Genomic DNA, 20,786 nt, shown 5'->3' with positions numbered 1-20,786 from the left:
GAGATGGCTAAAGAATCAATGAAAGCCCGCGAGGTGAAGAGACAAAAAATGGTAGCAAAATACGCCGCCAAGCGCAAAGCTTTAAAAGAAGCAGGCGATTGGGAGGGTTTACAAAAACTACCAAAAAATTCGTCACCAGTTCGTTTACACAACCGCTGTAAATTAACCGGAAGACCAAGAGGGTATATGAGAACTTTTGGTATTTCACGTGTTATGTTCCGTGAAATGGCTAATTCTGGGTTAATTCCAGGGGTGCGTAAGGCATCTTGGTAAGAGCAGGTTACTGCTCAAAACAAAAAGTATAAACTGGTTGAAGGTTCAGCCCCGATAGTTCGGGAATCTGAAAACCACATCCGCAAATTCAAATAAATGAATATAGATCCAATTTCAGATTATCTAACACGTGTTAGAAATGCTGCAAAAGCCGGACATCGCGTAGTAGAGATTCCAGCGTCTAATCTAAAAAAGGAGATTACAAAAATCCTTTTTGATCAAGGTTACATTTTAAGCTACAAATTTGATGACGAAAGTACCCCACAAGGTATTATCAAAATTGCGTTGAAATACGACAAGCTTACCAAGGAATCGGTAATCAAGAAAATTCAAAGAATTAGTAAACCAGGTTTACGTAAATATGCAGGTTCATTAGAGCTTCCGCGCGTTCTAAACGGTCTTGGAATTGCAATTGTTACAACTTCTTCGGGAGTTATGACAGGCAAACAAGCCAAAGCGCAGAATATTGGTGGCGAAGTATTGTGTTACGTTTACTAAAAAATAGACAAAGAAATGTCAAGAATAGGTAAAAACCCGGTAGCAATCCCACAAGGAGTTACAGTTGATGTAAAAGACAACGTAATTACCGTAAAAGGAAAATTAGGCGAATTATCTCAGGAGTTTTCTGAGGTAAGCGTAAAAGTAGAAGATAATCAAGTTATTGTTGAACGCCCTTCAGAATCAAAAGACCATATTGCAAAACACGGTCTATACAGATCTTTAGTAAACAATATGATTGAAGGCGTAAACAACGGATGGACCAAACAATTAGAATTGGTAGGTGTGGGTTATCGCGCTAGCAACCAAGGACAAAAATTAGATTTGGCTTTAGGCTTTTCACACAATATTGTTTTGGACATCGCGCCAGAGGTAAAAGTTGAAACTGTATCTGATAAGGGAAAAAACCCAATCGTAAAACTAACTTCTCACGACAAGCAACTGGTAGGGCAAGTAGCGGCAAAAATTCGCTCTTTCCGCAAACCAGAACCGTACAAAGGAAAAGGTATTAAGTTTGTAGGTGAACAATTAAGAAGAAAAGCAGGTAAATCTGCATAACAAATAGAGTTATGGCATTATCAAAATACGAAAGAAGAGAGCGTTTACGCATGCGAATCAGAAAAACCGTTGAGGGGACAGAAAGTCGTCCACGTTTGGCTGTATTCCGTAGCAACAAAGAAATATACGCTCAAATTATAGACGATGTAAATGGAAGAACCATTATTGCTGCATCTTCAAGAGATAAAGACATTGACGCTTCAAAAGTAAACAAAGTTGAAGCTGCAAAAATGGTAGGAAAAGCAATCGCAGAAAAAGCTGTTAAAGCAGGTGTTGAAACCATCGCATTTGACAGGGGCGGTTACCTCTACCACGGAAGAGTAAAATCATTAGCTGAAGGCGCACGCGAAGGTGGCCTTAAATTCTAAGTAGTATTATGTATCAAGATTATAAAAACGTAGAATTAGTAAAACCAGGAGGTCTTGAATTAAAAGACCGTTTGGTAGGTGTACAACGTGTAACCAAGGTGACTAAAGGTGGTCGTGCCTTTGGATTTTCAGCTATTGTAGTTGTTGGTGACGAAAAAGGAGTGGTAGGCCACGGACTTGGGAAATCCAAGGATGTAGCTAGCGCGATAGCAAAAGCTATTGAAGATGCTAAGAAAAACTTAGTTCGCATACCTCTTAATAAGGTAACCCTTCCACACGAACAAAAAGGAAAATACGGTGGAGCTCGTGTAAACTTGCTACCGGCCGCACCTGGTACAGGAGTAATTGCCGGTGGTGCTGTACGTGCCGTACTAGAGGCTGTTGGAGTACACGATGTACTTTCAAAATCTCAAGGATCTTCTAATCCACATAACGTGGTGAAGGCAACTTTTGATGCGCTATTGCAAATGCGAAGTGCACAAACTATTGCAGACCAAAGAGGAATTTCACTTGAAAAAGTATTCAAAGGATAAATATCAGAGCGATGGCAAAAATTAAAGTAACAAAGGTAAGAAGCGTTATTAAACGCCCGAAAGACCAAAAGCTAACTATGGAAGCACTGGGCCTACACAAAATGGGACAGACCGTAGAGCATGAAGACTCGCCAAGCATTCTTGGTATGATCAATAAAGTTAATCACTTAGTTTCAGTTGAAACTAAATAAGGAAACACGAAAATGGATTTAAGTAACTTACAACCCGCCGAAGGATCGGTGAAAAATCAAGGCAAGCGAGTAGGTCGCGGACAAGGTTCCGGTAAAGGTGGTACTGCCACCCGCGGACATAAAGGAGCAAAATCACGTTCAGGATATTCCAAGAAAATTGGATTTGAAGGTGGTCAAATGCCACTACAACGTCGTGTTCCTAAGTTTGGCTTTACAAACATAAACCGAAAGGAGTACAAAGGTATCAACATCGATACCCTACAACAATTGGTTGACGACAAAAAAATAAAAGATACCGTAGACTTCGAAACCTTTTTTGGTTTAGGTCTTGCTGGAAAGAACGAAATGGTTAAGATTTTAGGAAGAGGAGAGATTAAGGCAAAACTAAAAGTATCTGCACACAAGTTTACTGCCTCGGCAAAAGAAGCTATTGAAGCGGCCGGAGGCGAAGTAGTAACATTGTAACAACAGCAAGGATGAAATTTATCGAAACCTTAAAAAATGTTTGGAAAATAGAAGAGTTGCGTAACCGCATTATTCTAACCTTAGGAATGCTTTTGGTGTATCGTTTTGGTGCGCAAGTTGTACTTCCGGGTATTGATGCAGATATGTTAGCACAGTTTGCTGGTAAATTTGATTCAGGTGGAATTGGCGGATTGCTTAACGCATTTACAGGAGGGGCTTTTGCCAATGCTTCTGTTTTTGCATTGGGTATTATGCCTTATATTTCTGCCTCGATCGTTGTTCAATTGATGCAAATTGCAGTACCATATCTTCAAAAATTACAAAAAGAAGGTGAAAGTGGTCGTAAAAAAATCAATCAGATTACGCGTTGGTTAACCATCGGTATATGTTTGGTACAAGCACCAAGTTATCTTGCAGGTCTTCCAGCAATGGGAGTGCCAGCAGAAGCTTTTGTTATGGGACAGAGCTTAATGTTCTATGTTTCATCTGTAATTATCTTAGTAACTGGAACGATATTTGCAATGTGGTTGGGTGAAAAAATTACAGATAAAGGTATTGGTAACGGTATCTCCATATTAATTATGGTTGGTATTATTGCACGTTTGCCTCAGTCGTTTGCTCAGGAATTTGTTTCAAGAGTAATGGAGTCAAACGGAGGTTTGATTATGATACTTATTGAATTGGTTATCTGGTTTGTAATTATTCTATTATCAATTATGTTGGTAATGGCGGTAAGAAAAATTCCGGTACAATACGCAAGAAGAACAGCAACGGGTGGTTTTGAAAAAAACATATTTGGAGCACGTCAATTTATTCCTTTAAAGTTAAACGCTTCTGGAGTAATGCCTATTATCTTTGCGCAAGCAATAATGTTTGTTCCATCTGCAGTAGCTAGTCTAAATGATAGTGATTTATCACAAAGTATTCAAGCTACCTTCAGCGATATCTTCGGATTCTGGTACAATCTTGTATTTGCAGTATTAATTATAATATTCACGTATTTCTATACTGCTATTACGGTGCCAACTAACAAAATGGCAGACGATCTTAAACGTAGCGGTGGTTTTATACCCGGTATTAAACCAGGATCACAAACCGCTGAATATTTAGACCGAATTATGTCTCAAATAACCCTACCAGGTTCTATCTTTTTAGCATTGATTGCAATTTTCCCTGCATTCGTTGTTAAGTTGATGGGCATTCAACAGGGTTGGGCATTATTCTACGGTGGTACTTCACTATTAATCATGGTTGGTGTAGCTATCGATACAATGCAACAAGTTAATTCATACTTGTTAAATCGTCATTACGATGGTTTAATGAAAAGTGGTAAAAATAGAAAAGCAGTAGCATAATTATGGCAAAACAAAGCGCAATAGAACAAGACGGAAGTATAGTGGAAGCACTATCAAACGCTATGTTCCGTGTTGAATTAGAAAACGGTCACATAGTAACCGCACACATTTCTGGTAAAATGCGAATGCACTACATTAAATTGTTGCCAGGAGATAAAGTGAAGCTTGAAATGAGCCCTTACGATTTAACTAAGGCAAGAATAACATACAGATATTAATGCAACGGACCTCACGGTTCATTGAAATATAAAAACGAAAAGAGATGAAAGTAAGAGCATCCGTAAAGAAAAGAAGTGCCGACTGCAAAATTGTACGCAGAAAAGGCAGATTATATGTAATTAACAAAAAGAACCCAAAGTTCAAACAAAGACAAGGATAAGTTATGGCAAGAATCGCAGGTGTAGATATCCCGAAGCACAAAAGGGGTGTAATCGCGTTAACGTATATCTTCGGAATTGGTAAAAGCCGTGCCCAAGATATTCTGAACAAAGCCGGAGTTGACGAAGACAAAAAAGTAAGCGAATGGAACGATGATGAAATCGGAGCTATTCGTGACGCTGTAGGGTCTTTCAAAATCGAAGGTGAATTACGTAGTGAAGTTCAATTAAGCATTAAACGCTTAATGGATATTGGTTGTTACAGAGGTATTCGTCACAGATCGGGTCTTCCGTTAAGAGGACAACGTACTAAGAATAACTCTCGTACAAGAAAAGGAAAACGTAAAACTGTTGCTAACAAGAAAAAAGCAACTAAATAAAACCTAGAGTTATGGCAAAGACAACGTCTAAGACTACAAAATCAGTTAAAAAACGCAAGGTTAATGTTGAATCTGTTGGTGAAGCACATATTACGGCTTCCTTCAACAACATTATCGTGTCGTTAACAAATAAAAATGGAGATGTTATCTCTTGGTCCTCAGCTGGTAAAATGGGCTTCCGTGGATCTAAGAAAAACACACCGTATGCAGCTCAATTGGCTTCAGAAGACTGTGCTAAAACTGCACACGACGCTGGCTTGCGTAAAGTTAAAGTTTACGTAAAAGGTCCAGGAAATGGTAGAGAATCTGCCATACGTTCTATCCACAATGCCGGAATTGAGGTAACCGAAATTATCGATGTTACCCCAATGCCGCACAACGGATGTCGTCCTCCTAAAAGAAGAAGAGTATAATTACATACAATTTTTGAATTACGATTGAATTATTTTTCAGTCGTAATTCAAATTTTATTAATAAATATCAATCGAAGGCATATAGAAGCTAAAGGATAAGAATAAGACCTTAATTTAGTTTTCCTTCAAAATTTAAACCTAGAAATGGCAAGATATACTGGTCCAAAAACTAAAATAGCCCGTAAATTCGGGGAAGCAATTTTCGGAGACGATAAGTCTTTTGAAAAAAGAAATTACCCACCAGGGCAACACGGTAACACACGTCGCCGCGGTAAAAAATCTGAATACGCAATCCAACTTGCTGAAAAGCAAAAAACAAAATACACGTATGGTATTTTGGAGCGTCAGTTCAGAAATATGTTTAAAAAAGCAACTGCAGCACCCGGAATTACCGGTACCGTATTGTTACAATTGTGTGAGTCTCGTTTAGATAACGTAGTGTACAGATTAGGAATTTCTCCAAGTCGCTCTGGAGCTAGACAATTAGTTTCTCACCGCCATATCACCGTTAATGGTGAAAAAGTAAATATTCCATCATACCAGTTAAGACCTGGAGACGTGGTGGCCGTAAGAGAGAAATCAAAATCGCTTGAGGCTATAAACAACTCGTTGGATAATGCAAGCCACGTTTACGAATGGATTTCTTGGAATGGTGAAAAAAAGGAAGGAACTTTTGTTTCTATCCCAGAACGTATCCAAATTCCAGAAAACATCAACGAACAGTTGATTGTAGAATTATATTCTAAATAATAAAAAAACAGAAAGTCAATTATGGCAGTATTTAGTTTTCAGAAGCCTGATAAAGTTATAATGGTAAATTCTACCGATTTTGAAGGGAAATTTGAATTTCGTCCTTTAGAACCAGGTTACGGACTTACCATCGGTAACGCATTAAGACGTGTATTACTTTCCTCTTTGGAAGGATTCGCCATCACTTCAGTTCGCATGGAAGGTGTGGACCACGAATTTTCTACCATTGCTGGAGTAGTGGAAGATGTTACTGAAATTATTTTGAACCTAAAACAAGTTCGTTTTAAAAGACAGATAGACGAAATAGATAACGAAACCGTTACTATTTCTATTTCTGGAAACGAACAGTTGAAAGCAGGTGATTTCCAAAAATTCATTTCAGGATTTCAAGTATTGAATCCAGAATTGGTTATTTGCAATATGGATAAGAAAGTGAACCTTAATATGGAAATCACTATCGAAAAAGGTCGCGGTTATGTTCCTGCTGAAGAGAACAAAAAAGCGAACGCTCCATTGGGAACCATCTTTACAGATTCTATCTACACCCCAATTAAAAATGTGAAGTACAGTATTGAAAACTTCCGTGTAGAACAGAAAACAGATTACGAAAAATTAGTATTCGAAATCGTTACTGATGGCTCAATTCACCCAAAAGATGCTTTAACCGAAGCTGCAAAAACGTTAATCCACCACTTTATGCTGTTCAGCGATGAGCGCATAACACTAGAGGCAGATGAGATTGCACAAACTGAAACGTATGACGAAGAATCGCTTCACATGCGTCAGTTGCTTAAAACAAAACTAGTAGATATGGATCTTTCGGTTCGTGCACTAAACTGTTTGAAAGCTGCAGAAGTTGATACCTTGGGCGACCTCGTGTCTTACAACAAAAACGACTTGATGAAATTCCGCAACTTTGGTAAAAAATCACTAACCGAGCTTGAAGAGCTTGTAAGTGTTAAAGGCCTAAACTTCGGGATGGATCTTGCAAAGTATAAATTAGATAAAGACTAATATAGACGTGAGATTTTAGATATGAGATTTTAGATTTATTCTGTTATTTCATATCTCACATCTTACATCTCAAATCTATTAATAATCCATCATAATTTGCTCTCCGAAGAACGGATTTTGTAGCAAGATGATGAAAATAAAAATGTCATGAGACACGGAAAAAAAATAAATCAATTAAGTAGAAAAACGGCCCATAGACACTCAATGTTGGCTAATATGGCGAGTTCTTTAATAGAACACAAAAGAATAAACACAACTGTTGCAAAAGCAAAAGCTTTAAAACAATTTGTTGAGCCATTGGTAACTAAGTCTAAGGAAGATACTACACACAACCGTCGATTGGTTTTTGCAAAATTGCGTCAAAAAGATGCAGTTGCAGAACTTTTTAGAACTGTTGCGCCAAAAGTTGGTGACCGTCCGGGAGGGTACACCCGTATTATTAAATTGGGTAACCGTCTAGGTGATAACGCAGATATGGCAATGATAGAGCTTGTTGATTTCAACGAACTTTACAACGCCGGCAAAGCTACCAAGAAAAAATCTACTCGTAGAAGTCGCCGTGGAGGCGGATCTTCTGCTGCTGCTCCTGCTGCGAAAGCCGCACCAGCAAAAGCCGAGAAAGAAGCTAAAAAAGAAGAGGAATAAATGAATTCTAATTCAATAAATAACAAAGGGATAAGCGTTTTCGTTTATCCCTTTTTTTTATACTATTTTTGCAAAGATTTTTGAGAAACCTAATAAATGCCACCTTTCGCTTGTCGAGGGGTTGAAACCTTCAAAGAATGAAATACCAAACACGAAAAAAAGCTCTTATTTTATTAGCAGACGGAACTATTTTCTACGGAAAAGCAGTTGGAAACAAAGAAGGCACAGCCTTTGGCGAAGTTTGTTTCAACACTGGAATGACCGGCTACCAAGAAATTTTTACTGATCCTTCCTATTTCGGACAGATTATGGTTGCCACCAACGCCCACATTGGGAATTACGGCGTTAATAAAGACGAAGTGGAATCTGAAGGAATTAAAATCGCTGGTTTGGTGGTGCGCAATTTCAGCTACCATTATTCCCGTCCCGCAGCCGATGATTCATTAGAAGAATTTTTAAACAGAAACAATCTGCTTGCCATTAGCGATGTAGATACACGGGCTTTGGTAAGTTACATTCGCGATAACGGTGCAATGAACGCCGTAATTTCTACCGATGTTGATAATATTGAAGGATTAAAAGAACAATTAGCCGCCGTGCCAGATATGGATGGCTTAGAGCTCGCTTCAAAAGTTTCTACGAAGGAACCGTATTTCTTCGGAAAGGAAAACGCTAAATACAAAATTTCGGCTTTAGATTTAGGTATAAAGAAAAACATTCTTCGCAGACTTGCAGAGCGTGATTGCTACATTAAAGTGTTTTCTTACAACGCCAGTTTTGCTGAAATGGAAGCCTTTACTCCCGATGGATATTTTATATCAAACGGGCCCGGAGATCCACAGCCGCTTCACAGTGCCATTGAAGTTGTAAAAACTATATTAGAGAAAGAATTACCCATGTTCGGTATTTGTTTGGGGCATCAAATGTTGGCTTTGGCCAATGGCGTTTCAACCTATAAAATGCACAACGGGCACCGAGGCATAAACCACCCAGTAATGAATCTAGTTACAGGTAAAGGTGAAATAACTTCGCAAAACCACGGTTTCGCTATTAATAGAGAAGAAGCCGAAGCTAACTCAAACATTGAAATAACACACGAACATTTAAATGATCATACTGCCGCAGGAATTCGTTTAAAAAACAAACCGGCCTTTTCGGTGCAATATCATCCAGAAGCTAGCCCAGGTCCGCACGATGCTTCGTATCTTTTCGATCAGTTTATCGAGAGTATTGAAAAGCATAAACTTCAAACAGTATAACATTATTAGACCCCAATGGTTTCACACACCTTTGGGGTCTTTCAATATTTAATATTCAATAACAATAAATAATAATTAGATGAGCATCATAATAGATATCAACGCCAGACAAATTTTCGATTCCCGAGGTAATCCAACTATTGAAGTTGACGTAATTACCGAAAACGGTTTTATGGGCCGTGCCGCAGTGCCTTCGGGAGCTTCTACTGGCGAGCACGAAGCTGTGGAACTTCGCGATGGCGGAAAAGCCTATATGGGCAAAGGCGTATTAAAAGCTGTTGAAAATGTACAGGGAAAAATAGCCGGTACGCTTCTGGGAATCTCTGTTTTTGAACAGGAGCTTATAGACAAAACGATGATCGATTTAGATGGCACTCCAAACAAATCGAAACTTGGTGCCAATGCAATTCTTGGCGTTTCTTTAGCTTGTGCAAAGGCAGCTGCTAACGAATTGGGAATGCCATTGTACCGTTATGTGGGCGGTGTGAGCGCCAAAACGCTACCTGTGCCAATGATGAATATTATAAATGGCGGTTCGCACAGTGATGCGCCAATTGCATTTCAGGAATTTATGGTGATGCCCGTGAAAGCTCAGAATTTTACTCACGCTATGCAAATGGGTTCCGAGATTTTCCACAATCTTAAAAAAGTATTGCACGATCGCGGGTTAAGTACGGCAGTTGGTGACGAAGGTGGTTTTGCACCAACATTAAATGGCACAGAGGATGCTTTAGACACGATAGCTATCGCTACCAAAAAGGCTGGCTACAAATTGGGCGACGACGTAATGATTGCTTTAGATTGTGCTGCTGCTGAATTTTATGTGAAGAAAAAATACGATTATACCAAATTTGAAGGCGAAAAAGGAAAGGTGCGCACTTCAAAAGAACAGGCAGATTATTTGGCTGAATTGTGCGAAAAATACCCAATTATTTCAATTGAAGATGGAATGGATGAAAACGACTGGGAAGGTTGGAAATATTTAACCGAAAAAGTTGGCCATAAAGTACAGTTGGTAGGTGACGATTTATTTGTAACCAACGTTGAAAGACTTTCAAAAGGTATTTCGGAAAATATTGCAAATTCAATTTTAATAAAAGTGAATCAGATTGGTACACTTACTGAAACCATTGCTGCTGTAAATATGGCGCACAATGCGGGTTATACTTCAGTTATGAGCCATCGAAGTGGTGAAACCGAGGATAACACAATTGCAGATTTAGCCGTGGCGTTAAATTGCGGTCAAATTAAAACAGGTTCTGCTTCACGAAGCGATAGAATGGCGAAGTACAACCAACTGCTTCGAATTGAAGAACAATTGGGCGATATTGCTTATTTTCCGCAGCAAAATGCGTTTAAAATATAGTATTTAAGAAACCTTTTAAAAAACCTCGCAAATTGCGAGGTTTTTTTAATTCATTAAATTCTGTCATCACCTATTATTTAAGGTTTTTTTAACCTAAGATTACGCACAATTGTTAAAAAAATCGCTTGAGATTTTGTAATTTAGCATTTCTGAATAAATTAAAAAACACACTATATTTTATGGCAAAGATGGCGACCCTCGAGATAGATGGTAAAAAGTATGAATTCCCCATTGTAGAGGGAACTGAGAATGAATTAGGAATAGATATAAAGAGCCTTCGTGCAGATACCGGCGGCGTTGTTACTCTAGACCCGGGATATAAAAATACCGGCGCTTGCGAAAGTGCTATAACTTTTTTGGATGGTGAAAAAGGAGTGCTTCGTTATCGAGGTTACACCATTGAAGAACTGGCCGAAAAAGCACACTTTTTAGAGGTGTGTTATCTTCTTATTTTTGGTAATTTACCAACTGAACAACAACTCAATAAATTTCATTCAGACATAAAGGCGCAGTCTCATGTTGATGAGGATGTGAAAAAAATATTAGATGGCTTTCCAAAATCGGCACACCCAATGGGGGTTTTGTCGTCACTAACTTCGGCATTGGTTGCGTTTAACCCTTCTTCAGTAAATGTTGATAGCGAAGAAGATATGTACAAAGCCATTGTGAAAATTCTTGGGAAATTCCCGGTTTTAACTGCTTGGACGTACAGAAAACGCATGGGGCTTCCGCTAGACTATGGCGGTGACTCTTTGGGGTATGTGGACAACTTCATTAAAATGATGTTCAAAAAACCAAGTGCAGATTACGCAACTAACGATATTATTTTAGAAGCATTAGACAAGCTATTAATACTTCACGCAGATCACGAACAGAATTGTTCTACATCTACCGTGCGAATTGTAGGCTCGTCTCACGCAGGTTTGTTTATTTCTATTTCTGCTGGAATTGCGGCCTTGTGGGGACCACTTCACGGAGGGGCAAATCAAGCGGTTATTGAAATGCTTGAAGCTATTCAACAAGATGGTGGCGACACGAAGAAATTTATGGCAAAAGCCAAAGACAAAAACGATCCGTTCCGTTTAATGGGCTTTGGGCATAGAGTTTATAAGAATTTTGACCCACGCGCAAAAATCATAAAAAAAGCAGCAGATGCAGTTCTAGAAGATTTAGGGATAGACGATGAAATTCTTGATATTGCGAAAGCATTGGAAAAAGAAGCTTTGGAAGACCCATACTTCGTAGAAAGAAAATTATATCCAAACGTAGATTTCTATTCAGGAATTATTTACAGAGCCCTTGGCATTCCTGTTGAAATGTTCACCCCAATGTTTGCTTTAGGGCGTTTGCCTGGTTGGATTGCACAATGGAGAGAAATGCGCCTTAACAAAGAACCTATAGGAAGACCGCGCCAAATATATATTGGCGAAACACGTCGCGACTTTATTCCTGTAGAAAAAAGATAACCCTTATTTTAATAGTTTTAAAAGCACTTCGGTATCGAGGTGCTTTTTCTATATTTGCAACATGATCCACCTACACATTAACGATGAAACTTCAAGATTGCGCGCCGTAGTTTTAGGCAGAGCAGATAGCAATGGCCCCGTGCCCAAGTTTGAAGAAGCCTACGACCCCAAATCTGCCGAACATATTAAAGCAGGAACCTACCCCAAAGATGAAGATATGATGCGGGAGATGGATGCCGTGGCCGAAGTTTTAAAAAAGTACAATGTAGAAGTATATCGCCCCCGTTCAATTAAAGATTACAATCAGATTTTTTCGCGAGATATTGCCTTTGTTATTGAAGATAAATTTATAATAGCGAACATTCTTGAAGATCGTTCTATGGAAATAGGCGCTATTGAACATGTAATAAATAAAATTGATCCTTCAAAAATTATTGAATTCCCAGAAAACGCCCATATTGAAGGCGGCGATGTAATGCCATGGGGCGACTATATTTTCGTGGGAAGCTATTACGGCGACGACTACGATAGTTTTATCACGGCTCGTACAAATATGAACGCTGTGGAACATCTACAAAAATTGTTTCCGCATAAAAAGATAAAGTCATTTAATCTCAAAAAAAGTAATACCGTTGCCGAAGAAAATGCACTGCATTTAGATTGTTGCTTTCAACCTTTGGGTAAAGGGAAGGCTATTATTCATAAAGAAGGTTTTTTGATTGAAGAAGAATATGAATGGCTGGTAAATTTCTTCGGAAAAGAAAACTGTTTTCATATTACCAAACAAGAAATGTATAACATGAATAGCAATGTATTCTCTATTTCGCCCGAGGTTGTTATTTCAGAAAAAAACTTTACGAGGTTAAACACTTGGCTTCGCGAGCAAGGCTTTACAGTTGAAGAAGTGCCGTATTCCGAAATAGCAAAACAGGAAGGTTTGCTGCGTTGTACTACAATGCCTTTAATTCGGGATTAAATTAGATTGTTTTAAGAAAGTTTTCAGGTTAAAGTTCTATATTAATTACAGCAGTTTGTCTGCTAAAAAGTAAGCTGCCACAGAGAAGAAAATAATAATTCCCGTAACATCTACTAAGGTAGCAACAAAAGGTGCTGATGCCGTTGCCGGATCTAGTTTAAACCATTTTAAAATAAAGGGTATTAACGAGCCAGAAAGTGTTCCCCATAAAACAATAAATACGAGGGAGACTGATACGCTGAGGGCTACTTCAAACCAAAATTCACCATAATTATATAGTTCGGTTTCCTGCCACAAGAAAATTCGCAAAAACCCAATTGAGCCTAAAATGGTTCCCAAAATTAGACCAGAGAGTATTTCTTTCTTCATAACATACCACCAGTCTTTTAGTTTTATCTCCTTTAATGCCATAGCTCTAATAATAAGTGAGGCTGCTTGGGAGCCAGAGTTGCCGCCACTGGAAATAATTAATGGAACAAATAAAACCAGCACTACGGCTTTTTCAATTTGACCCTCAAAAAAACCCATGGCCGAAGCGGTGAGCATTTCGCCAAAAAAGAGAATTACCAACCAACTAGCTCTTTTCTTCACAAGATCTAATAGTGTTGATTGGGTGTATGACATATCTAATCCTTTGGTGCCGCCAAATTTGTGAATTTCTTTGGTGGTTAGCTCTTGTACTCTATCTAGAATATCGTCAAAAGTTACAATACCAACTAAAACCCCGCTTTCAGTTATAATGGGTAAAGCCGCACGATCGTATTTATCAAAAATTTCAACTGCTTCTTCAATAGGAGTGGTGGTTGTAATTGCCAATACTTGCCTATCCATAAGTTCAGATATTTTTGTGGCTGGTTCGGCAAGGAGCAATTCGCCAATTCTTAAATCATCTATTAATTTATTGTCATCATTTACCACATACACAAAATTTAAGGTTTCCGCTTTTTTACCTACTTTTTTAATGTGCTTCAAAACTTGCGAAACTGTTTTATCGGCTGTGGTTTGTATATAATGGGGCGTCATTAATCTAGCGGTACTATCTTTTTGGTAACCAATTAGGCTAAGTGCAATTTCTCTTTCTTCATTGTTAAGAAGGTTTATGGAGGTTTTTATAAGGTTGTCTGGAAAATTTTCAAAAAGCTTGGTTCTGTTGTCGGGAGGTAGATTATTGAGTACTTCGGAAAGTTCTTTGTTGCCAAGCGCTTTAATAATTTTAATTTGAACGCGTGGTTCTAAAAACCGAAATACTTCACTTTTACGTACAGACGAAAGCCTTAAAAAAGACAAGTTGCGTTCATTATTGTCTAAATCTCTTAATTGCTCAGCAATATCTGCTGGATGTAGGTTTTGAAAATTTACCATAACGTACTTTTTTAAGCATTTTTTGTTGCAAGTAAAATTGAATTACTATCGCCACATAAATATACTTTTTAAAAGTAATATGAAGTTGTTTATTCAATTTACATTTGGCGCAATTAGTTCACATTTACAGGCTGCGAAGTAGATGTTTTCGCATAATAAAGGACAAAATTCAATTTTAAAAGTATCTCATCAATCAATTTTAAAGCCTAAAACCGTCATGGAATTTATAAAATGCTAAAATTTTTGATTCAAATAGATGGATTTTATAAAATTGAAATTCTTCTAAAAAACTTCCTAAAAAACGCTTTTAGCCTTTATCTTGAGGGAGTTATTCAAAATTCTTTACACAGTGTGCAGTTTGTAAGCCATTGCAACTAATTGTTATTAGTATTAAATAGACTTGAAGGGCTTATTTAACAGAAAAACGACCTTCACTTTCACAAAAAATTAGTAAACTTGGCGTATTAAAATTTTAACACTTTGAAAAGATTAATCTCCCTACCTTTTTTATTGCTGTTTTTAACGGCACTTCCTTCCATTCAAGCGCAACAACAGAACATAACCCTCCAAGAAATTTGGAGCGGAGCCTTCCGAACCCAAGGTTTAGACGCCTTGCATTCCATGAATAACGGAAAGGAATACGCTGTTTTAAATTACGATAGACAAAACAAGGCGTCAACTGTAGATGTTTTTGATTACAAAAGTGGTGAAAAAGTGCGAACGCTTTTAAACACTAATGATTTAAAGGGAATTGACTACGTAATTTCCTATGAATTCAGTAAAGATGAATCAAAAATTCTCTTTACAACACAATTGCAACAAATATATAGACGTTCTTCGCGTGGTACTTTTTACGTTTACGATGTGGCATCTAAACAGTTCAGTTTAGTTTCGACCAATAAAATACAAGAGCCTACATTTAGTGACGACGGTAGTAAAGTTGCTTATGGATTTGAAAATAATCTATTTATAAAAAATTTAAATACTGGCGAAACAAAACAAATTACCAGCGATGGTAAAAAGAACAGTATCATCAACGGTTTAACAGATTGGGTTTATGAAGAAGAATTCGCCTTTGTGCGCGCTTTTGAGTGGAGCAAAAATGGCGACAAACTGGCTTATATAAAATTTGACGAAACCGATGTGCCACAGTTTAATATGGATTTGTACGGCGACCAGTTGTATCCTACGGCAGATACTTTTAAATACCCAAAAGCAGGAGAGGCAAATTCTAAAGTTTCATTGCACCTTTACGATCTTGGTACTGAAAAAACTTCGGAAGTGGATCTTTCAAAATACAACAACTATTACATTCCAAGATTGCTCTGGACTCAAGACAACAACTTTTTGAGCGTACAGTTAGCCAATCGCCATCAAAATGTAATCGATTTGGTTTTCGTTAATGCCTCAGACAATACTTCAAAATTAATTTTAGCCGAAAAGGACGATGCGTATGTTGATGTTACGGACAATCTTACATTTTTAAACGACAATAGTTTTTTCTGGACAAGTGAAAAGGATGGCTGGAACCATATTTACCAATACGATAAAGACGGAAAACTACTAAATCAAGTAACCAAAGGTCCGTGGGAAGTTACGGCCTATTACGGTTTCGATCAAAACACCGGCCGGGTGTATTACCAAAGCACCGAAAACGGGAGCATAAACCGCGATGTGTACTCTATACTACCTTCAGGCAAAAACAAAGCGCGATTAACCCAACAAACCGGAACAAATGCAGCAGATTTTAGTGCAGATTATTCGTATTTTATAAATACTTTTTCAAATGCTAGCACTCCTTATGTTTATACACTTCACGATGCAAAAACAGGGAAATTGCTTCGCGAAATAAAAAACAACAACGATTTAAAAAACCGTTTAGCTTCCTATAAAATTTCACCCAAAGAGTTTTCAACTATAAAGATTAACGGTGAAGACTTAAATATGTATATGATTAAACCTTTGGATTTTGATGAAACCAAACAATACCCATTGTTTCTGTATCAATATTCGGGGCCAGGTTCTCAAAACGTAGCAAACAGTTGGATGGGCACCAATGATTACTGGCACGAAATGCTGGCCAATGATTTAGATATTATTGTGGTGTGTGTTGACGGACGTGGAACCGGTTTTAAAGGAAGGGATTTTAAAAAAATGACTCAAAAAGAATTGGGGAAATACGAAGTGGAAGACCAAATAGCCGTTGCTAAAAAACTAAGCGATCTGCCGTATATTGATGCTTCGCGTACCGGCATTTGGGGTTGGAGCTACGGAGGGTTTATGTCTTCCAACGCATTGTTTCAAGCACCCGATACTTTTGAAATGGCTATTGCTGTTGCTCCGGTAACCAGCTGGAGATTTTACGACAGTATTTATACCGAGCGCTATATGCAAACCCCGCAAGAAAATGCTTCGGGTTACGATGAAAATTCACCAATTTCGCACGTAGATGGTTTAAAAGGGAAGTATTTGTTAGTGCACGGAAGTGCTGACGATAACGTACATGTGCAAAACAGCATGCGTTTAATTGAAGCCTTAGTGCAAGCCAATAAACAATTTGATTGGCGCATTTATCCAGATAAAAATCACGGTATTTACGGAGGTAATACCAGATTGCATTTATATACTTTAATGACAGATTTCATCAAGAAAAATTTATAAAACAACAACAACTAATAATAAATCTTATGTCAGACGCACTACAATATCAAAAGCAAAAGGAATTATTTGGTCACCCGGTAGGTCTTTACATCTTGTTCTTTACCGAAATGTGGGAACGTTTTTCCTATTATGGAATGCGAGCTATTTTAGTACTTTACTTAGTAGCAGAATCCAATGGTGGCAATCCAGGATTGGGTTGGTCAAATGCCGAAGCATTATCGGTTTACGGTTGGTACACCATGTTTGTTTATGTAGCTTCCATTCCTGGAGGATGGATTGCAGATAAATTTTTAGGTCAAAAACAATCTGTTCTTGTTGGAGGTATTTTACTTGTAGCTGGTCATGGTATTCTATCTTTTGAATATATGTGGGCGTTTTATACAGGTCTAGGACTTATCGTGGCTGGGGTTGGTATGTTAAAACCAAATATCTCAACTATGGTAGGTGGGTTATACAAGCCTGGCGATATTAGAAGAGATAAAGGGTTTACCATATTTTATATTGGTATAAATGTGGGTGCCTTTCTATCTAGTATAATAGTTGGTTATGTAGGGGAAGTTTATGGATGGCATTACGGTTTTGGACTTGCGGCTATAGGTATGGCACTAGGGCTTATACAATATCTTGTTGGTCAGAAACACTTAAAATACGTAGGAAACAATACCAATAAATCGATTGATCCGGAAGAAAAAGCTGCAATGAAAAGACCACTTAACAAGATTGAAAAAGATAGAATGATTGTGTTGTTCATCTCTTTTGTGTTGGTAATCGTTTTCTGGGGTGCCTTTGAACAAGCTGGAGGTTTAATGAATATTTATGCTTCCGAAAAAACAAATAGAATGTTAATGGGCTGGGAAGTACCTGCCTCTTGGTTCCAATCGTTAAATGCACTATTCATAATTCTTTTAGGTACAAGTGTTGCCGCATATTGGGCGCATAGAAAGTTGAAAGGAAAAGTATCAACATCGCTTTTTAAAATGTGTCTCGGTTTGATAATTATGGGTACTGGTTTCTTTTTTATGACTGGCGCAGCAGCTCAATATAATACCGATGGTTCATCAGCTATGTACTGGTTAGTTGCGGCATATTTATTCCATACCGTTGGAGAGCTTTGTTTATCACCAGTTGCACTTTCATACATTACAAAATTGGCGCCATTGAAGTACGCTTCTCTTATGATGGGGGTATATTTCGCAATGACTGGTCTTGGAAACAAAGTAGCTGGTCTTTTAGGCGAATCTGCATCAAATTTGGGTGAATACACGGTGTTTACTGGAATCGCTATTTTCTGTGTTATTTTTGGATTGTTGGTATTATTAATTAGAAAGAAATTGGAAAATCTTACACACGGTGCGGAGGACAATGAGCGTGAAATGCATGACAATGAGCCATTTGAGCTTGCAGACCCAGACATCAACAAAGCCAATTAATATTTTTAGAAACTATCTAACCAAAATTCAGAGTCATGAATACCGATATTGAAAATCTATTTAAGGACAAAGTTTTAGGGCATCCTGCAGGACTTTTTATACTTTTCTTTACCGAAATGTGGGAGCGTTTTTCCTTCTACGGAATGCGAATCCTGCTGGTGTTGTTCTTAACAGCACCGCTTATGAGCGACAACCCCGGTTGGGATTGGCCAAGAGAACACGCGTTGGCACTAATAGGTACTTACGCATCGCTGTTGTATTTAACGCCAATAATTGGGGGATGGATAGCAGATAAACTTACCGGCTATAGAATGGCCGTGGTTATTGGTTGTATTGTTATGACCTTAGGCCACGCCGCTATGGCAATGGAAACAACATCTTCATTTTATTTAGGGCTCGCGCTTTTAGTTATTGGTACTGGTTTCTTTAAACCGAATATTACCTCTATCATTTCTGAAATGTATAAAGGCAAAGAATCTAAAAAAGATGGAGCGTATACCATTTTCTATATGGGGGTAAATGCTGGTGCTTTTTTCGGGATGATGCTTTGTGGTTATTTAGCCGAAAATTACGGATGGTCGTGGGGCTTTGGTCTAGCTGGAATCTTTATGTTTTTGGGAATGCTTCAATTTTTGTTGGCGCATAAAATCTTTGGAAACATTGGCGCAAAACCTTCAAAAGTTCACGAAGTGGGAATTCCGCAAAATATAAATGAAGAAGGACCTGAATTACGCGAAGATGAAGTAGCGGAAGCGCCAATTAAGCTCAATCCTTTTACAATGTTCGATTATGTGCTCATTGTGTTATCTTCCATTGGTGGCTTGCTCTATCTGTTTAATGATCCATTGGAGACTATCTATTCAAAATCGTTAGTGCCTTTTGAACTTTGGGGAATGAATGGAACTAATGTGGTTGTTCTAGCTGCTTTAGCTATGTTTCTTATTTTATTGGTAACCCGTATTGCGCGTTATCTCCCAATTGTAAGAGATAGATTAATTGCGGTTTCTATATTTGGTCTTTTTACGGTTTTCTTTTTCGCATTCTTTGAACAATCTTTAGGTTCAATGACGCTTTTTGCGCAGGATTATACCAATAGAAATCTAACAGGAGATTCTGCCATTATTTTTAAAATCGTCGATGCGCTTTTAACTACCGTACCTTTAATAATAATTTCTTGGGTTATATATTTATTGGTTAAAAAAACACATCACCGTATTGCATTGTCTAACGTCGCGCTAGTAATTGCTTTTATTGGTATTTGGGGCTTGGTTGTATTTAGATTGGTAGATAAATTTTCTCAAACAGAACTAGAAGTAGATGCCACGTGGTTCGGTATATTAAACTCCTTCTTTATTATTACTTTGGCGCCATTATTTTCAAAATGGTGGGAAAGTAAATACAATCCCAGTGCAGCCGTAAAATATGGTATTGGCCTCGTGCTTTTGGGCTTGGGCTTTGCCATTCTTTCGTATGGTGCTTCCGATATTCCACCGGGTGCAATGACCGCCTCAGTGAGTATGGTATTCTTAATTTTAGCATACTTAATGCACACCATGGGCGAGCTTTGTCTTTCGCCGTTAGGATTGTCATATTTAAGTAAATTAGTTCCGGCGCGAATGATTGGATTTATGTTTGGGGTTTGGTATCTTGCCATTGCCGTGGGGCAAAAAGCTGCGAATACAATGGGAGGAATGATCGATAAAATTTCCTCGGAATATTCCATGGGCACGTTCTTTTTAATATTTACATTAATACCTATTGCCGTTGGTATTATTTCAATGTTATTAAATCCTGTATTGAAAAAATTAATGCACGGCATTCGTTAGTACACAATACTTTATAATAAAAAAGCGTTCCTTTTTATGGAACGCTTTTTGTTTAAACACACAAAATTATTTAAAGCACTTAGAATGAAATATTTATTACTACTTTTTATTATACTTTCCGCACCCATCATCAATGCTCAAAAAATTAATTGGATGACGATGAATGAAGCATTGGAGGCGCAAAAAAAGGAACCTAAAAAGATTTTTATGGACGTTTACACCACTTGGTGCGGCCCGTGCAAAATGCTCGATAAAAATACTTTTAGCGATGCAGACGTAATTGAATATGTAAATAAAAATTACTACGCGGTTAAGTTTAACGCCGAAGGAACCGAGGAAGTAACGTTTAACGATTTTACCTACACAAACCCAAATTTCGACCCTAATAGAAAAGGAAGAAATTCGCAACATCTCTTCGCACACGCCTTAAAGGTTAATGCATATCCCACTGTTGTTTTCTTTAAAGAAAATGGCGAACTAATTCAAGCTGTTCCGGGCTACAGAACGCCGCCACAGCTTGAAATATTTTTAAAAATGATTCATTCAGACGATTATTTAAAAATTACAACAGCCGAGGCGTGGGCGGCATATCAGAAAAATTTTAAACCTACATTTTAGTT

The 20,786-nt window shown here is 37.9% G+C and carries 24 protein-coding genes; 23 read left to right on the top strand and 1 reads right to left on the bottom strand.

The features are described from left to right. Positions 1–3: 3 nt before the first annotated feature. The 19 genes from rpsN (at position 4) to K8089_RS05220 (ending at position 12,887) form a co-directional block, all read left to right on the top strand. The gene (rpsN, locus tag K8089_RS05310) at positions 4–273 is read left to right on the top strand and encodes a 30S ribosomal protein S14 (protein WP_237602249.1); all 270 of its coding nucleotides are present in this window, start codon (positions 4–6) and stop codon (positions 271–273) included. Positions 274–369: 96 nt separating this feature from the next. Beyond that, complete coding sequence (gene rpsH / locus K8089_RS05305) at positions 370–771, top strand: 30S ribosomal protein S8 (RefSeq protein ID WP_237602248.1); 402 nt, start codon at positions 370–372, stop codon at positions 769–771. Positions 772–786: 15 nt separating this feature from the next. Continuing rightward, positions 787–1,329: a 50S ribosomal protein L6 gene (rplF, locus tag K8089_RS05300; protein WP_237602247.1), complete on the top strand. Its 543-nt coding sequence runs from the start codon at positions 787–789 to the stop codon at positions 1,327–1,329. 11 nt (positions 1,330–1,340) lie between these two features. Next, positions 1,341–1,697 carry a 50S ribosomal protein L18 gene (gene rplR, locus K8089_RS05295; RefSeq protein ID WP_237602246.1) on the top strand — a complete coding sequence of 119 codons (357 nt, stop codon included), beginning with the start codon at positions 1,341–1,343 and terminating at the stop codon, positions 1,695–1,697. Between the two features lie 8 nt (positions 1,698–1,705). Continuing rightward, positions 1,706–2,230 carry a 30S ribosomal protein S5 gene (rpsE, locus tag K8089_RS05290; protein WP_237602245.1) on the top strand — a complete coding sequence of 175 codons (525 nt, stop codon included), beginning with the start codon at positions 1,706–1,708 and terminating at the stop codon, positions 2,228–2,230. A gap of 11 nt (positions 2,231–2,241) precedes the next feature. Further along, positions 2,242–2,421 (top strand): 50S ribosomal protein L30, encoded by a 180-nt coding sequence (gene rpmD / locus K8089_RS05285; protein WP_237602244.1) that lies wholly within the window; start codon positions 2,242–2,244, stop codon positions 2,419–2,421. Positions 2,422–2,433: 12 nt separating this feature from the next. Then, the gene (rplO, locus tag K8089_RS05280) at positions 2,434–2,886 is read left to right on the top strand and encodes a 50S ribosomal protein L15 (RefSeq protein WP_237602243.1); all 453 of its coding nucleotides are present in this window, start codon (positions 2,434–2,436) and stop codon (positions 2,884–2,886) included. Positions 2,887–2,897: 11 nt separating this feature from the next. Continuing rightward, positions 2,898–4,241: a preprotein translocase subunit SecY gene (gene secY, locus K8089_RS05275; RefSeq protein ID WP_237602242.1), complete on the top strand. Its 1,344-nt coding sequence runs from the start codon at positions 2,898–2,900 to the stop codon at positions 4,239–4,241. 2 nt (positions 4,242–4,243) lie between these two features. Further along, positions 4,244–4,459, top strand: coding sequence for a translation initiation factor IF-1 (gene infA, locus K8089_RS05270; RefSeq protein ID WP_026452613.1), 216 nt, complete (start codon positions 4,244–4,246; stop codon positions 4,457–4,459). A gap of 44 nt (positions 4,460–4,503) precedes the next feature. Beyond that, the gene (ykgO, locus tag K8089_RS05265) at positions 4,504–4,620 is read left to right on the top strand and encodes a type B 50S ribosomal protein L36 (protein ID WP_009779203.1); all 117 of its coding nucleotides are present in this window, start codon (positions 4,504–4,506) and stop codon (positions 4,618–4,620) included. A gap of 3 nt (positions 4,621–4,623) precedes the next feature. Further along, complete coding sequence (gene rpsM / locus K8089_RS05260) at positions 4,624–4,998, top strand: 30S ribosomal protein S13 (protein WP_026452614.1); 375 nt, start codon at positions 4,624–4,626, stop codon at positions 4,996–4,998. 11 nt (positions 4,999–5,009) lie between these two features. Then, positions 5,010–5,411, top strand: a complete 402-nt coding sequence (gene rpsK, locus K8089_RS05255) for a 30S ribosomal protein S11 (RefSeq protein ID WP_237602241.1) — start codon at positions 5,010–5,012, stop codon at positions 5,409–5,411. 144 nt (positions 5,412–5,555) lie between these two features. Then, complete coding sequence (rpsD, locus tag K8089_RS05250; RefSeq protein WP_237602240.1) at positions 5,556–6,161, top strand: 30S ribosomal protein S4; 606 nt, start codon at positions 5,556–5,558, stop codon at positions 6,159–6,161. Between the two features lie 21 nt (positions 6,162–6,182). Next, positions 6,183–7,175 (top strand): DNA-directed RNA polymerase subunit alpha, encoded by a 993-nt coding sequence (locus K8089_RS05245; protein WP_237602239.1) that lies wholly within the window; start codon positions 6,183–6,185, stop codon positions 7,173–7,175. Positions 7,176–7,322: 147 nt separating this feature from the next. After that, positions 7,323–7,820, top strand: coding sequence for a 50S ribosomal protein L17 (gene rplQ, locus K8089_RS05240; RefSeq protein WP_237602238.1), 498 nt, complete (start codon positions 7,323–7,325; stop codon positions 7,818–7,820). 137 nt (positions 7,821–7,957) lie between these two features. Continuing rightward, positions 7,958–9,079 carry a glutamine-hydrolyzing carbamoyl-phosphate synthase small subunit gene (gene carA / locus K8089_RS05235; RefSeq protein ID WP_237602237.1) on the top strand — a complete coding sequence of 374 codons (1,122 nt, stop codon included), beginning with the start codon at positions 7,958–7,960 and terminating at the stop codon, positions 9,077–9,079. 79 nt (positions 9,080–9,158) lie between these two features. Continuing rightward, positions 9,159–10,445 carry a phosphopyruvate hydratase gene (eno, locus tag K8089_RS05230; RefSeq protein ID WP_237602236.1) on the top strand — a complete coding sequence of 429 codons (1,287 nt, stop codon included), beginning with the start codon at positions 9,159–9,161 and terminating at the stop codon, positions 10,443–10,445. Positions 10,446–10,624: 179 nt separating this feature from the next. Beyond that, the gene (locus K8089_RS05225) at positions 10,625–11,911 is read left to right on the top strand and encodes a citrate synthase (RefSeq protein WP_237602235.1); all 1,287 of its coding nucleotides are present in this window, start codon (positions 10,625–10,627) and stop codon (positions 11,909–11,911) included. Between the two features lie 61 nt (positions 11,912–11,972). After that, the gene (locus K8089_RS05220) at positions 11,973–12,887 is read left to right on the top strand and encodes a dimethylarginine dimethylaminohydrolase family protein (RefSeq protein ID WP_237602234.1); all 915 of its coding nucleotides are present in this window, start codon (positions 11,973–11,975) and stop codon (positions 12,885–12,887) included. Between the two features lie 45 nt (positions 12,888–12,932). Here the strand turns inward: K8089_RS05220 and mgtE are convergent, their stop codons facing one another. Next, positions 12,933–14,249 (bottom strand): magnesium transporter, encoded by a 1,317-nt coding sequence (mgtE, locus tag K8089_RS05215; protein WP_237602233.1) that lies wholly within the window; start codon positions 14,247–14,249, stop codon positions 12,933–12,935. Between the two features lie 480 nt (positions 14,250–14,729). Between mgtE and K8089_RS05210 the strand changes: the two genes are divergently transcribed. The 4 genes from K8089_RS05210 to K8089_RS05195 all read left to right on the top strand — a co-directional run bounded on the left by K8089_RS05210 (position 14,730) and on the right by K8089_RS05195 (position 20,784). Then, complete coding sequence (locus K8089_RS05210; protein WP_237602232.1) at positions 14,730–16,910, top strand: S9 family peptidase; 2,181 nt, start codon at positions 14,730–14,732, stop codon at positions 16,908–16,910. A gap of 26 nt (positions 16,911–16,936) precedes the next feature. Then, positions 16,937–18,340 carry a peptide MFS transporter gene (locus K8089_RS05205; RefSeq protein WP_237602231.1) on the top strand — a complete coding sequence of 468 codons (1,404 nt, stop codon included), beginning with the start codon at positions 16,937–16,939 and terminating at the stop codon, positions 18,338–18,340. 35 nt (positions 18,341–18,375) lie between these two features. Next, the gene (locus K8089_RS05200; RefSeq protein ID WP_237602230.1) at positions 18,376–20,166 is read left to right on the top strand and encodes a peptide MFS transporter; all 1,791 of its coding nucleotides are present in this window, start codon (positions 18,376–18,378) and stop codon (positions 20,164–20,166) included. An 84-nt stretch (positions 20,167–20,250) separates the two neighbouring features. After that, positions 20,251–20,784, top strand: coding sequence for a thioredoxin family protein (locus tag K8089_RS05195; protein WP_237602229.1), 534 nt, complete (start codon positions 20,251–20,253; stop codon positions 20,782–20,784). The last annotated feature ends 2 nt before the right edge of the window (positions 20,785–20,786 follow it).

This window comes from Aequorivita vitellina (genome assembly GCF_022008365.1).
Lineage (GTDB): Bacteria > Bacteroidota > Bacteroidia > Flavobacteriales > Flavobacteriaceae > Aequorivita > Aequorivita vitellina.
Note: the sequence above shows the minus strand (reverse complement) of the source record. Positions and strands in the feature narration are given on the sequence as shown.

Bases quoted from the DNA above. Each gene is read 5' to 3' on its own strand.
- rpsN (WP_237602249.1), top strand. From the start codon at position 4: ATGGCTAAAGAATCAATGAAAGCCCGCGAGGTGAAGAGACAAAAAATG.
- rpsH (WP_237602248.1), top strand. From the start codon at position 370: ATGAATATAGATCCAATTTCAGATTATCTAACACGTGTTAGAAATGCT.
- rplF (WP_237602247.1), top strand. From the start codon at position 787: ATGTCAAGAATAGGTAAAAACCCGGTAGCAATCCCACAAGGAGTTACA.
- rplR (WP_237602246.1), top strand. From the start codon at position 1,341: ATGGCATTATCAAAATACGAAAGAAGAGAGCGTTTACGCATGCGAATC.
- rpsE (WP_237602245.1), top strand. From the start codon at position 1,706: ATGTATCAAGATTATAAAAACGTAGAATTAGTAAAACCAGGAGGTCTT.
- rpmD (WP_237602244.1), top strand. From the start codon at position 2,242: ATGGCAAAAATTAAAGTAACAAAGGTAAGAAGCGTTATTAAACGCCCG.
- rplO (WP_237602243.1), top strand. From the start codon at position 2,434: ATGGATTTAAGTAACTTACAACCCGCCGAAGGATCGGTGAAAAATCAA.
- secY (WP_237602242.1), top strand. From the start codon at position 2,898: ATGAAATTTATCGAAACCTTAAAAAATGTTTGGAAAATAGAAGAGTTG.
- infA (WP_026452613.1), top strand. From the start codon at position 4,244: ATGGCAAAACAAAGCGCAATAGAACAAGACGGAAGTATAGTGGAAGCA.
- ykgO (WP_009779203.1), top strand. From the start codon at position 4,504: ATGAAAGTAAGAGCATCCGTAAAGAAAAGAAGTGCCGACTGCAAAATT.
- rpsM (WP_026452614.1), top strand. From the start codon at position 4,624: ATGGCAAGAATCGCAGGTGTAGATATCCCGAAGCACAAAAGGGGTGTA.
- rpsK (WP_237602241.1), top strand. From the start codon at position 5,010: ATGGCAAAGACAACGTCTAAGACTACAAAATCAGTTAAAAAACGCAAG.
- rpsD (WP_237602240.1), top strand. From the start codon at position 5,556: ATGGCAAGATATACTGGTCCAAAAACTAAAATAGCCCGTAAATTCGGG.
- K8089_RS05245 (WP_237602239.1), top strand. From the start codon at position 6,183: ATGGCAGTATTTAGTTTTCAGAAGCCTGATAAAGTTATAATGGTAAAT.
- rplQ (WP_237602238.1), top strand. From the start codon at position 7,323: ATGAGACACGGAAAAAAAATAAATCAATTAAGTAGAAAAACGGCCCAT.
- carA (WP_237602237.1), top strand. From the start codon at position 7,958: ATGAAATACCAAACACGAAAAAAAGCTCTTATTTTATTAGCAGACGGA.
- eno (WP_237602236.1), top strand. From the start codon at position 9,159: ATGAGCATCATAATAGATATCAACGCCAGACAAATTTTCGATTCCCGA.
- K8089_RS05225 (WP_237602235.1), top strand. From the start codon at position 10,625: ATGGCAAAGATGGCGACCCTCGAGATAGATGGTAAAAAGTATGAATTC.
- K8089_RS05220 (WP_237602234.1), top strand. From the start codon at position 11,973: ATGATCCACCTACACATTAACGATGAAACTTCAAGATTGCGCGCCGTA.
- mgtE (WP_237602233.1), bottom strand. From the start codon at position 14,249: ATGGTAAATTTTCAAAACCTACATCCAGCAGATATTGCTGAGCAATTA.
- K8089_RS05205 (WP_237602231.1), top strand. From the start codon at position 16,937: ATGTCAGACGCACTACAATATCAAAAGCAAAAGGAATTATTTGGTCAC.
- K8089_RS05200 (WP_237602230.1), top strand. From the start codon at position 18,376: ATGAATACCGATATTGAAAATCTATTTAAGGACAAAGTTTTAGGGCAT.
- K8089_RS05195 (WP_237602229.1), top strand. From the start codon at position 20,251: ATGAAATATTTATTACTACTTTTTATTATACTTTCCGCACCCATCATC.